Source organism: Pleomorphochaeta caudata, from assembly GCF_055395745.1.
This window is the reverse complement of record NZ_AP042458.1, coordinates 1,560,420-1,573,162: the sequence shown is the minus strand read 5'-3', so window position 1 is coordinate 1,573,162 and position 12,743 is coordinate 1,560,420. Positions and strand designations below refer to the sequence as shown.

General features: G+C 28.3%; 14 protein-coding genes. 1 reads left to right on the top strand and 13 read right to left on the bottom strand.

The window, feature by feature from the left end:
- Positions 1-26: 26 nt before the first annotated feature.
- The 3 genes from ACZ5RS_RS07210 to ACZ5RS_RS07200 all read right to left on the bottom strand — a co-directional run bounded on the left by ACZ5RS_RS07210 (position 27) and on the right by ACZ5RS_RS07200 (position 2,234).
- Complete coding sequence (locus tag ACZ5RS_RS07210; protein ID WP_464638803.1) at positions 27-440, bottom strand: YjdF family protein; 414 nt, start codon at positions 438-440, stop codon at positions 27-29.
- A gap of 137 nt (positions 441-577) precedes the next feature.
- Positions 578-943: a hypothetical protein gene (locus ACZ5RS_RS07205; RefSeq protein WP_464638801.1), complete on the bottom strand. Its 366-nt coding sequence runs from the start codon at positions 941-943 to the stop codon at positions 578-580.
- A gap of 175 nt (positions 944-1,118) precedes the next feature.
- Positions 1,119-2,234, bottom strand: coding sequence for a tyrosine-protein phosphatase (locus tag ACZ5RS_RS07200; protein WP_464638799.1), 1,116 nt, complete (start codon positions 2,232-2,234; stop codon positions 1,119-1,121).
- A gap of 334 nt (positions 2,235-2,568) precedes the next feature.
- On the opposite strand from ACZ5RS_RS07200, the gene ACZ5RS_RS07195 reads away from it, so the two are divergent.
- Positions 2,569-3,348, top strand: a complete 780-nt coding sequence (locus tag ACZ5RS_RS07195; RefSeq protein ID WP_464638797.1) for a ZIP family metal transporter — start codon at positions 2,569-2,571, stop codon at positions 3,346-3,348.
- Positions 3,349-3,406: 58 nt separating this feature from the next.
- Here the strand turns inward: ACZ5RS_RS07195 and ACZ5RS_RS07190 are convergent, their stop codons facing one another.
- From ACZ5RS_RS07190 to ACZ5RS_RS07145, 10 genes are all read right to left on the bottom strand, one after another.
- Positions 3,407-4,123 (bottom strand): DUF5131 family protein, encoded by a 717-nt coding sequence (locus ACZ5RS_RS07190; protein ID WP_464638795.1) that lies wholly within the window; start codon positions 4,121-4,123, stop codon positions 3,407-3,409.
- 97 nt (positions 4,124-4,220) lie between these two features.
- Positions 4,221-4,940, bottom strand: coding sequence for a tryptophan synthase subunit alpha (locus ACZ5RS_RS07185; RefSeq protein ID WP_464638793.1), 720 nt, complete (start codon positions 4,938-4,940; stop codon positions 4,221-4,223).
- A gap of 9 nt (positions 4,941-4,949) precedes the next feature.
- Positions 4,950-6,098, bottom strand: coding sequence for an iron-containing alcohol dehydrogenase (locus ACZ5RS_RS07180; protein WP_464638791.1), 1,149 nt, complete (start codon positions 6,096-6,098; stop codon positions 4,950-4,952).
- A 21-nt stretch (positions 6,099-6,119) separates the two neighbouring features.
- Positions 6,120-6,908: a BtpA/SgcQ family protein gene (locus ACZ5RS_RS07175; RefSeq protein WP_464638789.1), complete on the bottom strand. Its 789-nt coding sequence runs from the start codon at positions 6,906-6,908 to the stop codon at positions 6,120-6,122.
- 5 nt (positions 6,909-6,913) lie between these two features.
- Complete coding sequence (locus ACZ5RS_RS07170) at positions 6,914-7,666, bottom strand: nucleoside phosphorylase (RefSeq protein WP_464638787.1); 753 nt, start codon at positions 7,664-7,666, stop codon at positions 6,914-6,916.
- Positions 7,666-8,622 (bottom strand): carbohydrate kinase family protein, encoded by a 957-nt coding sequence (locus ACZ5RS_RS07165; protein ID WP_464638785.1) that lies wholly within the window; start codon positions 8,620-8,622, stop codon positions 7,666-7,668. The genes ACZ5RS_RS07170 and ACZ5RS_RS07165 overlap by 1 nt, the downstream gene beginning before the upstream one ends.
- The gene (locus tag ACZ5RS_RS07160; RefSeq protein WP_464638783.1) at positions 8,622-9,188 is read right to left on the bottom strand and encodes a cysteine hydrolase family protein; all 567 of its coding nucleotides are present in this window, start codon (positions 9,186-9,188) and stop codon (positions 8,622-8,624) included. The genes ACZ5RS_RS07165 and ACZ5RS_RS07160 overlap by 1 nt, the downstream gene beginning before the upstream one ends.
- On the bottom strand, positions 9,189-10,094 hold the full coding sequence (locus ACZ5RS_RS07155) for an ABC transporter permease (RefSeq protein ID WP_464638781.1): 906 nt from the start codon (positions 10,092-10,094) through the stop codon (positions 9,189-9,191).
- Positions 10,094-11,161, bottom strand: a complete 1,068-nt coding sequence (locus tag ACZ5RS_RS07150) for an ABC transporter permease (protein ID WP_464638779.1) — start codon at positions 11,159-11,161, stop codon at positions 10,094-10,096. Before ACZ5RS_RS07150 ends, ACZ5RS_RS07155 begins: the two co-directional genes overlap by 1 nt.
- Positions 11,151-12,701, bottom strand: a complete 1,551-nt coding sequence (locus ACZ5RS_RS07145; RefSeq protein WP_464638777.1) for an ABC transporter ATP-binding protein — start codon at positions 12,699-12,701, stop codon at positions 11,151-11,153. Before ACZ5RS_RS07145 ends, ACZ5RS_RS07150 begins: the two co-directional genes overlap by 11 nt.
- Positions 12,702-12,743 lie beyond the last annotated feature (42 nt).

Genomic DNA, 12,743 nt, shown 5'->3' with positions numbered 1-12,743 from the left:
TTTATATAAATAAAACATAGAGAGCATTAATGCCCTCTATGTTTTTCTTTACGTTTAATCTTAATCATTTCATACTGTTTTTCTTTTTCTAAATCTCTAAACATCTTATGTTTATTTTTTTTCTCAATTTTACTTTGTTCAAATTGTTTCTTAATAGCTTCTTGAGATTTAGTTCCAATTTTAACTTTATCCATTTGCTTTCTTGCATCCCTAATTTTTCTTTTAGGGTTTAATTGTTTTTTCTTTGAATCAATACTTATTGAAGGTGAAAATTTTAAATTTACATAATTATGTAAAATAAAATTCTGCAACTCTTTCTCAGTAGGTTCTTTATAAAAAACAATTCTACAAACTTCTAATTTATTATCAAACTTTCTTTCAATAATACCAACCCAAAACGGGTCCTCAAAAAAAACAGTAAAATCTGCTTCAACAACCATAAAGTCCTCCTAAAAAAACAATAAAGGACGGACAACCAGGAGGAGGGTTACTGACAATAAAATACTGCGCCCGGACTACCAACCGGACTGTGTTTTTACCTTTATTTCATTTGATATATATAATATAAATATAAAAACTAATTTTTCATAGTCTTATTTATATAAGTCTTTACTATTAAAATTACTAATGCAGGAATTATAAAAATAAAAAAATCAAAATCTGTTATACTTTTCTCTGCAAAAAAAGAAATAATATTAAACCCAAGTACTGAGATAATCATTAAAATACTACCTAAGGTTTCTTTAAAAATAGTTATTATTGCACTAAAAATATATAATATAGGTATAAATAAAAATAAAATCCAAGTTGAATAAGATAAATTCCTAAATTCTTCAACATTAAATTCACCTATAAAAAATACAATGAAAAGAGAAGCCATTAATAAAGCAACTATTTTAAATACAATTATCACAATTTTTAATATCTTATATTTCTTTTCCATTTTTTATCCTAAATATTAATTTTATATTCCATATATAAATATGACAATTAAGAAAAGCCTAAAATTAAAAATTATTTAATAAAAAACTATTATAACTTAACAAAATTAAAGCAAAAAATAATAGGTGCTACAAAATTGTAACACCTATTATCTTTTCATATAACAATAAAACAAATTAATTTAATTTGTCTTTAAGCATAGTAATTTGAGACTTTGTTAAGCCAATCTTCATTAAATAATTTTCTGCAATTACTGATAAGTTACTATCATTAACTTCAATTCCTTGTGAAATACTCTTTAACATATTGTATGGAGTATCAGCTATGTAATTATATTGAGCACTACCTTCTTTTACACCATAGTAATTTAGATAGCTTAACATATAATCCTTTTGAATTTCATCCAAAGAAGCATTCATCAATGATTCTAATAATACAGCTGCAAAACCAGCTCTATCTTTTCCTTCATTACAATGAATAAGATAAGGACCATCATTTTCTGCTAAGAAAATTAAACCTTTTGCTAATTTAGCTCCAAATTCTTCAGAAGTATAATCAACATCCATATCCAATAATATTACATGACCTTGATTAAACATTTGTTTATACCAAACTATGGTACCCATATTTTCATTTAAACTTTCTTCACTATCAGCTAAATTAATTATAGTTTTAATTCCATACTTTTGAGCTAAAGTTTCAGCATAAGGAGCTCTTGCGTCTCCTAATGCAGGATTACAGGATCTATAAACAATTCCACTCTTTATATCTCCAGCTTTAATAGTTCTAAAGTTTGCAAAAATTTCATCTGAGGCATAATCATCTCTATTTTCAGATTTTGTTAAATGTCTTGTTTCATATTCTAATAAATAAGCACCTTTATCAGACATACTAATAGATATCATTGTGCCTTCACTTGCACCAGTTTTTTTCAAACAGTTACCATAGTTTATTGCAAAATAAACTTTATCTTCTTTAATTCTAATTAAGAAATTTCCTACATCTACATCACTATATGTAGAAACAATTGGTGCAAGATAAGAAGTCCCCCCTACTTTTATCTCAACGATATCGCCATATTCATATCCAGCATTCATTAAACTTGTAGCACTTAAATCTGTTTCCAAGTTACCATATTTATCTGCAGCGACAATTGATGAATCTAATACTTGATAACTTACGACTTGCTTTTCAACTACACTTTGATTTGATGAATCAAAAGTAGAGCAACTAGATAACACTATTGCGATTGTTAACAAAAGCAATAAAATTGATCTTGAAATTTTTTTCATACCTTTTTTTCCTCTTAAATGATAGGTTACTATTATCTTACTAGATATAAATATTATCAAGTATAAGAAATAAAAAACTTCGTTAAAATTATTTTTCACACAATAAAGTTAGCTTTATATAACTTTTATTCTTTTAATATATTTATCTCACCTTATAATAAAACGCTAAAAAGGTATATAAAATAGAGATAAATCGCTTTAATATACAAAAAACAATAAAATATGCAATTTATTTATTTGTTAGCTATTGCTAATTTTTTAAATTAATTTTATTATCATATTGATTACAAATATTTTAAAAAATGTGGTATTTTATAATATATAGGAGAAATAAATGAATACTATAATAATTGGATTATTAATCCCTTTTGTAGGCACAACTTTAGGTGCAGCTATGGTTTTTCTTATGAAAAATAAAATGAGCTTAAAACTTGAAAAAGTTTTATTAGGTTTTGCATCAGGAGTTATGATTGCAGCTTCTATTTGGTCACTACTCTTACCAGCCTTAGATATGGCAGCTGCTCAAGGCAAAGTTGAATGGTATCCACCTGCAGTTGGATTTTTAATGGGTGTATTCTTTTTACTATTATTAGATAAATTAATACCTCACCTTCATGCATTTAGTAATAAACCAGAAGGACTTCATTCTCATCTAAGGAAAAACACAATGCTTGTACTTGCAGTTACACTACACAATATTCCAGAAGGAATGGCTGTAGGTGTTGTTTTTGCTGGATTATTAAATAACAATTCATTAATAACCGCATCTGGGGCTTTTGCTTTATCAATAGGTATTGCAATACAAAACTTCCCTGAAGGTGCTATTATTTCTATGCCATTAAAAGCAAATGGAGGATCAAAAGCTAAATCATTTGTTTATGGAACTCTCTCAGGTATTGTAGAACCTATTGCGGGAGCATTAACTATTTTATTGACTCAACTTATTTCCGGGTTATTACCATATTTCTTATCATTTGCTGCTGGAGCTATGATTTATGTAGTTGTTGAAGAATTAGTTCCTGAATCACAAAATGGTGATCATACAGACTTTGCAACTATTGCTGTCGCAATTGGTTTTGTTGTAATGATGGTACTTGATGTAGCCCTTGGCTAAAATAAAATTTTAATAATAAAAAATATAACTATAAATGCTCTCATTTTGAGAGCATTTCTTATATTGGGGTATAATCAATATTAGCTTTTCTTGCCTGACTCATTAAAAGACGAGTATTTAATTTATAAAGTTTATTATCTTTTAAAAAATTTGTTCCACATTGCCTAAACGAAAAAGCTGTATTAGCATCAATACATTGTTCCCTTATATCTAAAACCCAATTATAATCTAAAACTCTAGCTCTATAATCTGATTCACCACCTACTACTACTAATTCAATATTATTTAAATGTCCTTTCAAATCAATTGGACCAATTAAAGGCTGGCAAATAATATTTTTATGTCTTATTGGTAAATTATCAAATATTGAAAGTCTATAATCAGCATTCTTTTGATTTTCAATAGTACAGCCTACAACAACATTATCATAACCATCACCCCAATCTTTAGGGATACATTCTAAAAATCTATCAATTCTTTTAGATAAAAAAACAAAAGTTAAATCACTTCTTTCTTTTATCATTTGCCAACATTCATCTCTCCATTTATCTCCTTCAGGGATTAAAAAATCAGAAGAAAAACAAAGATATACTAATTTATTAGGTTTTAATTTATAGGACCCATCTTTATTTTTTAATATGGGGGCATCAAATTTATCACTTTTGTTTATAATATTGGTATCTATGCCTCTTTTATAATCACCCTTATGAATATAACAAAACATACATCCTTCACTATATTTGTGGCAACCTTTCCAAGGATTCCAAACAGCCATAAAATTCTTCCTAATAATTATTAACAACAAAAAAACTGTTGTTATACATATAATAACATATATAACAACAGTGAACATTTAATTTATCAATTAATAATTAACAATTTGTTTTAAAGCTTTTAATTACTGAAACTAATTTTTCTTTATCTTCTTGAACTTTTAAAATTGCAGAACCTACAAAAATTGCATCAGCATTTGATTTTTTTGCATATAAAGCATCTTCTGGAGTATGAATTCCAACTCCACAATAGATAGGTCTATCAATACCTTCTTCTCTTAAAAAATTAATACAAGATTCTAAAGTTGGATATTTTTTATTAATTTCACTTTCATCTCGGGTCTTAGCTTGTAAATAAACAAAACCATTAGATTCTTTTGCATACTCAATTTCTTGAGGATCTAAAATTCTTTGAACATAACAACTAACTCTCAAGCCATTAGCAATAATTTCATTTTTTATTTTATCATCGCTTAAACCACATAAAATAATATCTTTAAAATCATTATCTAAACAAAAGTCTATAAACTTTTTTACTCCAATTTCATTAATTGTATTTTCATATACTAATAAAATAAATGATGTTTGAGGTAATAAGTTTTTAATCTTAATCATACCTTTCATATATTTATAATAATCATCACAAGCTTCTAAAGCTTTTTTCATTCTATTAGCAATAAATTCGCCTTCTAGAAACGGATCTCTTGATGGAAAATCAATTTCAATAATATCACAACCAGCTTCAACATATGTTTTAGCAACATCAACACTAGATTCAATGGAAGGGTAACCATTTGATAAGTAACAAATTAAATCCACTTTTATCTCCTATTTCGCTGGATACATTAAAAGAAATAAATCTTTAAATTGTTCGATTGTAGGTATGATTGGATTTGTTTTTGTACATCCATCACTTTTAGCACACATAGCCATTTCATCTAGTTTTTCCACATAAGAAGCTCTATCTTTTATAACACTTGAAAAATCTAAAGGAATATTTACCTTAGAATTTAAATCTTTAACAATAGATTCTAAAGAATTATCTCTACCTAATTGTTTTACAAAATCATCGTATTTATTTTTTGCATCAACATTTTTACTATTAAATTCAATAATATAAGGAAGTATAATTGCATTAGCTAATCCATGTGGGATATGAAAATATGAACCCAAAGTATGAGCCATTGAATGTACTATTCCCAAAGATACATTAGTAAATGCTAAACCAGCAACCATAGATGCATTTAACATTGTTTCTCTATATTTAAGATTATCACTTTCTTTATATACTTTTGGCAAAGTATTGATGATATCAATAGCTGATTTAGTTGCTAAAATATCTGAAACATAATTAGCTCTATTAGATGCTAAAGCTTCTAAGGCATGTGTTAATGCATCTAAACCAGTATCAGCTGTTGTAGATAATGGCATACTTAAAGTTACAATAGGATCACAGATTGCAACATCAGGCATCATTTCCATATTACCAATTCCATGTTTCATACCGTTTTCATCAGAAATAACTACAGAGCGAGAAACTTCACTTGCTGTGCCAGAGGTAGAAGGGATACAAACAAATTTTGCTTTCTCTCTTAATTTTGGAAATTGATTAGGAGGTAAAATATCTTCTAATTTCTTTAATTCTGGATGCTCATAATAAACCCACATTGTTTTTGCTGCATCCATTACAGAACCACCACCTAATGCAATAATAGTATCTGGAGCAAACTCAATCATCGCCTTAGCACCTTTAATAACTGTTGCAAAACTAGGATCTGGTTCAACATCTCTAATAATTGAAACTTCAACCCCGCTGTTTTCTAAAATGCCTACTACTTTATCAAGGATTCCACTTCTTTCCATACTATGGCCACCAATAACTAAACTAACTCTCTTAGCGTTTAATTGTGCCAAAAATTCTAAACAACCTTCACCAAACATCAATTGACTACCAGCCAATTTCATAGGTCTCATCATATCTATTTTCTCCTATACTATTTACTTAATTGCTTTTATCAACTCATCAACTTTTTCAAATATAATTGGGTTAGTTAAAATACCTTTTTCTTTTAAGGAACTACCAATTATTGCACCATCTGCAATTGCAAATTGAGATTTAATATTATCTTTATTTGCACCACTGCCTACAATTACAGGTACATTAACTACTTTATTTACTTTTTCTATCATTTCTAATGGAGTTGATTCACCAGTAGTACTACCAGTTACAATTACTGCATCAGCACCACAAGCTACTGCGTTTTTAGCAGATGCTTCTATTGGCGTTGGCGTAATTAAATTTGTATGCTTTACCTGAATATCTGCTAAAATCATAATATCTTCTGCATTTAAATTTTTTCTGTATAAAACACATTCTCTAGCACAAGGATCAATAACTCCACCAAAGAATTGAACTCTATCAACAAAAACAGGAATTCTTACGAATTGACAATTATTAAATTTTGCAATACTTAGTGCTACTTCATAATCACAGAATGCGGCATCAATCCCTATAGGAAGAGCTACTTTCTCTCTAATTCTAGCTACTATTGCAGATAAAGCTACAGCTTGTGCTGTATCTAATTTAACTGAAAGTGGATCATCGCACATATTTTCTATCATAATTGCATCACATCCAGCTTTTTCTAAAGTAATAGCATCTTCAATTGCTCTTTCTACTACATATTCACAATTATTTTCAAAATGCCAAGTACCTGGTAATGGTAAACAATGAACCATGCCTATAACAAAATTATTTCTCTTTTTAATTATATTTTTAATATCCATAAAATTTATCCTCTTTTCTTTGAATAATTTAATAACCCTTCTAATACAACTTTACAAAGCAAATCTTCAGCATCTGTACGAGATTGCCCTTTTAGAGTATCTTTTAAATTTTCCAATACTGTTACTACAGTAACAATTGCTGTTTTAACATTCATTAATCGACCTAATGTCAAAATCAAAGAACTTTCCATATCTAAGCCACATACACCATAGCTTTTCATTTCTTCATAAATTTTTGACATATCTTTATTTTTTTCTAATGAAAATTTAGAATCGTGCATTTGAGAATAAAATCCATCTAATGTTGCACTAATTCCATTGTGATATTGTTTCCCAGCTTGCTTAACACTTTCATTCATAGCATTAACTAAATCAAAATCTGCAACAGCAGGAAAACTTTTATCAACATAAGTATCACTTGTGTTTTCTCTTCTTATAGCACCTACAGGAATCATAAAATCTCCTAAGGTATCATCAATTAATGACATTATAGTTCCCATTCTTACAGCAACTTTCATTCCACATTCATACATTTCTTCTACAGCGATTGCAGCAGAAGGTGCACCAATTCCAGTAGATGTTACTGTTATAGGAAGTCCTTTATAAGTACCTGTATAAGTATTAAATTCTCTTTTAAAATCGATATGTTTTACATCATCTAAATAATTTTTTAGTACATTCACTCTCCAAGGATCACCTGAGAAGATTACCATCTCAGCAATATCCTTTTCATTTGCATTCATATATAAAGTACTCATTATAATTCACCCTTTTTTTTATTAAATTCCTCTTCCAATTGTGCTTTTGTAGGTAAAGCACTACAACAGCCTTCTTCACTTAATACAAATGAAGAAACTAAAGAACCATATAAACAACAATCAGCTATAGATTGATTATTTAAATAGCCATATAAAAATCCAGAAATATAGCCATCCCCACAACCGGTAGTATCTTTCTTTTCAAATAAATCATAAGCTTTTACACTCCCTGATTTAATTTCACCATTTTCATATACAAAATATGAACTACCACTTTTACCTTTAGTTGTTACAATAACTTCACAAATACCTGTTTCAAAAAAATCTGTTATAGAATTTAAATTAAACATTTCTTCAAGTGTTTCTTTTTCACTTTCATTTGTAAAAATTATCTTACTATTATTTAAAACTTTTAATAAAAAAGGTTTTGTAAAAGAAACTACATCACCTTTCATACCAAAAACTATTGGTAAATTATGATCTAAACATTTTGTCGCAAAATCAAAATTATCTTTTGATGGACCAACAGTTATAACCCCTAATTCTGATTCATCAAATAATTTATCATCAACTTCACTAAAGTATTTTTCATCCATGGCACCAGGATAGAAAATAGTAATATGATCTCCATTATTATCTTCTAATAAATAAGTAGTTGATGTTATATCTTCAGCAATTTCTTTAACACCTGTTAATGGAACTTTATTGTCCTCTAAGAACTTCTTAAACCCTATTTTTTCAAAATCATTTCCAACTCTAATTGTTGGTAATGCACTAAGACCTAATTTACAAAGAGCATAAGCAATATTTATTGAACAACCACCATAATAAATTTCAGTGTTATCTTTATTATTTACCAGAGAAGTAAACCCAACCTTTGCTGGAGTAGCAATTTTTATAATATGATCCATACTAGGATATCCTGTTACTAAAACAGAATATTTTTTATCATTCATTATAGAGACCCCTCTTTTATCATCTTTTTACAATCTGTTAAATTCACTACATTTCCTATATATTTATCTATATCTTGAAGATGTACTTTGTTAACAAGCTCATCATTGGTAGCAACACAATCCTCAACTACAAAAACATTATAATCTCTATAATATGCATCAACGGCAGTTGCTCTTATACAGCAATTAGTTTTAGTTCCAACAATGATAGTATTCTCAATTTTATTTTCTCTTAAAACTAAATCCAAATCAGTTCCAAAAAATCCACTGTATCGTCTTTTTTTAATTACATAATCTTTTTTGAAATCTACATCTAACATTTCATCAATTTCTTCTCCACCACTACCTTCAATACAATTAGGGCGCATAGAAATTAAATTCTTATCAAATTTATCTTTTCTATAACAATGTTGGAAGAAAATAATTAATAAATCTTGCTCTCTTGCTACATCTAATAGCTCTTTGATTTTAGGTAAAATAACTCTATTTTCAGGATAAAAAACTAATCCATTTTCATCAGTAAAATCTTTTACCATATCTACTATTAATAAAGCACTTTTACTCATTTAAAATCCCCTTAATTTATTATTTTTTTGTTTCAAGACTGATACAACACTTAAAACTACAACCATCATTAAATATGGAATAACATCAAATAATCCTGCTGCAGGGCCAGCATATATACTTAAATTAACAGATAACGCTCTAGCTAAGCCAAATATGATTGCATATAATGCAGAACTTAAAGGATTGCCTTGCCCACAATAAATTGCAGCAATTGCAATAAAACCTCTACCGGCCGTCATATTATTCGTATATAAAGCCATACTTTCAAAGGAAAGATTAATACCAGCTAAAACACAAGTTAATGAACCAATTAAAATTGCAATATATTTATATAAATCAGTTTTTATACCTAAGCTTTTTGCTGCATCTTCATTCTCCCCTACAACTCTTACATATATACCAAACTTAGTTTTGTACATAATTACCCACATTAAAGCGACTAAAAGTATTGTTAAGTAAGTAATAAAAGGATGGCCTGATAATAAATCTCCAACTATAGGGATTTTCTCAATTATTGGAATGTTTATTTTCATATCTGAAACAGAGTAATTGTTTAAAACAATATTACTAGTTCCCATAATTTTTAAAACAAAGCCAGAAAATGCAGATACAAACATATTAATTGCTAAACCAATTACAATAACATTTCCCTTTTTTGTAACACCCATATAGGAAAAAATTAATCCTAATAACAAACAAGAAATTATTGCTAAAAGAGTTGCTAAGAAAATGTTGTTTGTTTTATATACAAAAAATGTGAAAACAAAAGCACCATTTAACATAAATCCTTCTAAGGCTATATTTAAAACATTTGCTTTATAAGCAAAAGCTCCACCAATAACACAAAGAATAATTGGAATACTGTGAAAAACTGTATCGTATGTTATTAAAGAAAGGATATCCATTAATTAGCTCCTTTTATTTTTTTTTCTCTACTTTTTTTGGGAAAAAGAGAAGTTCTATCATTAATGAATTTTATTGCTAACAATAAAATAATTAAACTTTGAATTACAGCAACTATTTCTTTTGGAACTGATGTATAAAGATTAATATTGTCACTACCTGTTTTTAAAACGCTATAAAATATTGCAGCAACTAAAACACCTAATGGAGAATGTCCTCCTAATAAAGAAATAAGCATACCATCCCAACCCATACCAGGAGTTCCAGAAAAACTTAATGTATATTTAAATTGATCTGATAGCATATATCCTGCTCCACCGAAACCAGCTAAAGCTCCAGAAATTAACATCAAAACAATTATTTTTCTTTTAACTCTCATACCACAAGCTTCTGAGAATGAACTATTAGAACCAATAGCAGTAATTTCATAACCTAATCTTGATTTTTTCATTACAATATATATGATTGCAAAAGCAATTAATGTTAAGAAGAAAAACATGGTTAATCTAGTATTTGAAAATCTTAAAAACATAGAAGATTGAGATACAGTTGGAGTACAAACATAACCTGAACTTAAATCTCTAAAAGGACCTGTTGCTAAGAACTCTAAGATTTTTACTAAAGCATAGTTTAACATCAGAGTTACTACCATTTCATCAACTTTAAAATAAGCTTTTAATAAAGCAGGAATTAATGAAAAAAGCATTCCAAAAACTACCCCTATTGTTAAACAAACAATTTTTGCAGTTACAGGATCAAAATTAGTAAATGAAGATGCAAATACGCCTGCGCAAAAGCCACCTAGAACAAAAGAACCTTCAACACCCATATTAAATATATTAGCTTTAAAAGTTATAGCTATGGCTAATCCTGTTAAAATCATTGGAGCTGCGTAATGTAAGGTATTTGCAAAACCTTTAGCCGTTAATAAAGATTTCTTTATTAAAATCCAATATGTTGTAAAAGGATTTTCACCTAAAGCAACAATAATAAACCCACCAATAATAAAAGCTAATAAAACTGGAATTATTGAATTCATTATATCATAATAAACTTTCCTATTTTTCATCACTCTCATCCTCTACTATTCCAGCCATTAATAATCCTAATTGTTCACTTGTGGCATTTTTTGCACAAACTTCGCCTATAATTTTTCCTTTATACATAACCATTATTCTGTCCGATAAAGACATAATTTCAGAAAGCTCACTAGAAATTAGTAAAACCCCATGTCCTTCATCTCTATATTTTAATAATTGCTTATGAATAAATTCTATTGAACCAATATCAACTCCACGAGTTGGTTGACAAGCTAATAAGACTTTAGGGTTTTGATTTAATTCTCTAGCTAAAATAATTTTTTGAGCATTACCACCAGAGAGTTGTCCAACTTCCCCATCAATATCACCAACTCTAATATCAAAAGACTTGATTAGTTGATCCCTTCTATCTTTAATACTTGAAACTTTTAATATTCCATTTTTACAAACATCATTTTGCTTGTGATATCCAGCAATGCAGTTTTCTGCAATGCTCATGGTTTTACAAAGTCCTTCTTTATATCTATCTTCAGGTATTATTCCAAGACCATAAGTTCTTAACTCATCAGGCCATTTATTAGTAACATCTTGATCATCTAATTTGATTTGACCTTCACATGATTCCATTAATCCTGTTAGAATTTTTACTAATTCACTTTGACCATTACCTTCAACACCTGCAATCCCTAATATTTCATTTTCATGTAATTGGAAACTAATATTATCAACACATTTTTTGCCATAACAATTTAATGTGGTAATATTATTTGCTTCATATAAAGTTTTAGCATCAGCGTCGCATTCATGATTATTTTCAATTGATAGAACAACATCACGACCAACCATCATTTGAGCTAATTCCCTCTCATTTGTATCTTTAGTATTAACACAACCAGTTACTTTTCCTTGCTTGATTACTGTAACACTATCACTGAGAGCTAAAACTTCTCTTAATTTATGTGTAATAACAATTATTGTTTTACCTAAATCACGGAGTTTCTTTAAAGTCAAAATTAATTGATCAACTTCCTGTGGAATTAAAACAGCAGTAGGTTCATCTAAGATTAATATATCAACTTTTCGATATAACATTTTTAAGATTTCTACTCGTTGACGTGCTCCAACAGATAAGTCTTCAATTTTAGCTAATGGATCTAGCTCAAAATTTTGTTCTTCAATTAATTTTTTTACAACTTCTAATTCTTTTCTAGTATCTATTAATGGTAATTTAATACCTTTTTTTGTCTTTTTATTTATCTCAGTACCCAAAACAATATTTTCAAAAACTGTTAAAGAAGGTACTAATTTAAAATGTTGATGAACCATTCCAATCCCATGCTCCATTGCATCTGAAGGACTAGAAAAATTCACTTGTTCATTTCTAATGAAAATTTTACCTGAGGTAGGTTTTAAGACACCATATAACATATTCATTAATGTTGACTTCCCTGCACCATTTTCCCCAACAATACATTTTATTTCTTTCTCTTTCACATACAAATTAATATTATCATTTGCAGTAAAAGTTCCAAATTTTTTAGTAAGATTTTCAGTTTTTATTATATCCATAAGAATTCCATTATTTATTGTTCTACCCAATTTCTTGGGTAG

Bases quoted from the DNA above. Each gene is read 5' to 3' on its own strand.
- ACZ5RS_RS07210 (WP_464638803.1), bottom strand. From the start codon at position 440: ATGGTTGTTGAAGCAGATTTTACTGTTTTTTTTGAGGACCCGTTTTGG.
- ACZ5RS_RS07205 (WP_464638801.1), bottom strand. From the start codon at position 943: ATGGAAAAGAAATATAAGATATTAAAAATTGTGATAATTGTATTTAAA.
- ACZ5RS_RS07200 (WP_464638799.1), bottom strand. From the start codon at position 2,234: ATGAAAAAAATTTCAAGATCAATTTTATTGCTTTTGTTAACAATCGCA.
- ACZ5RS_RS07195 (WP_464638797.1), top strand. From the start codon at position 2,569: ATGAATACTATAATAATTGGATTATTAATCCCTTTTGTAGGCACAACT.
- ACZ5RS_RS07190 (WP_464638795.1), bottom strand. From the start codon at position 4,123: ATGGCTGTTTGGAATCCTTGGAAAGGTTGCCACAAATATAGTGAAGGA.
- ACZ5RS_RS07180 (WP_464638791.1), bottom strand. From the start codon at position 6,098: ATGATGAGACCTATGAAATTGGCTGGTAGTCAATTGATGTTTGGTGAA.
- ACZ5RS_RS07175 (WP_464638789.1), bottom strand. From the start codon at position 6,908: ATGGATATTAAAAATATAATTAAAAAGAGAAATAATTTTGTTATAGGC.
- ACZ5RS_RS07170 (WP_464638787.1), bottom strand. From the start codon at position 7,666: ATGAGTACTTTATATATGAATGCAAATGAAAAGGATATTGCTGAGATG.
- ACZ5RS_RS07165 (WP_464638785.1), bottom strand. From the start codon at position 8,622: ATGAATGATAAAAAATATTCTGTTTTAGTAACAGGATATCCTAGTATG.
- ACZ5RS_RS07160 (WP_464638783.1), bottom strand. From the start codon at position 9,188: ATGAGTAAAAGTGCTTTATTAATAGTAGATATGGTAAAAGATTTTACT.
- ACZ5RS_RS07155 (WP_464638781.1), bottom strand. From the start codon at position 10,094: ATGGATATCCTTTCTTTAATAACATACGATACAGTTTTTCACAGTATT.
- ACZ5RS_RS07150 (WP_464638779.1), bottom strand. From the start codon at position 11,161: ATGAAAAATAGGAAAGTTTATTATGATATAATGAATTCAATAATTCCA.
- ACZ5RS_RS07145 (WP_464638777.1), bottom strand. From the start codon at position 12,701: ATGGATATAATAAAAACTGAAAATCTTACTAAAAAATTTGGAACTTTT.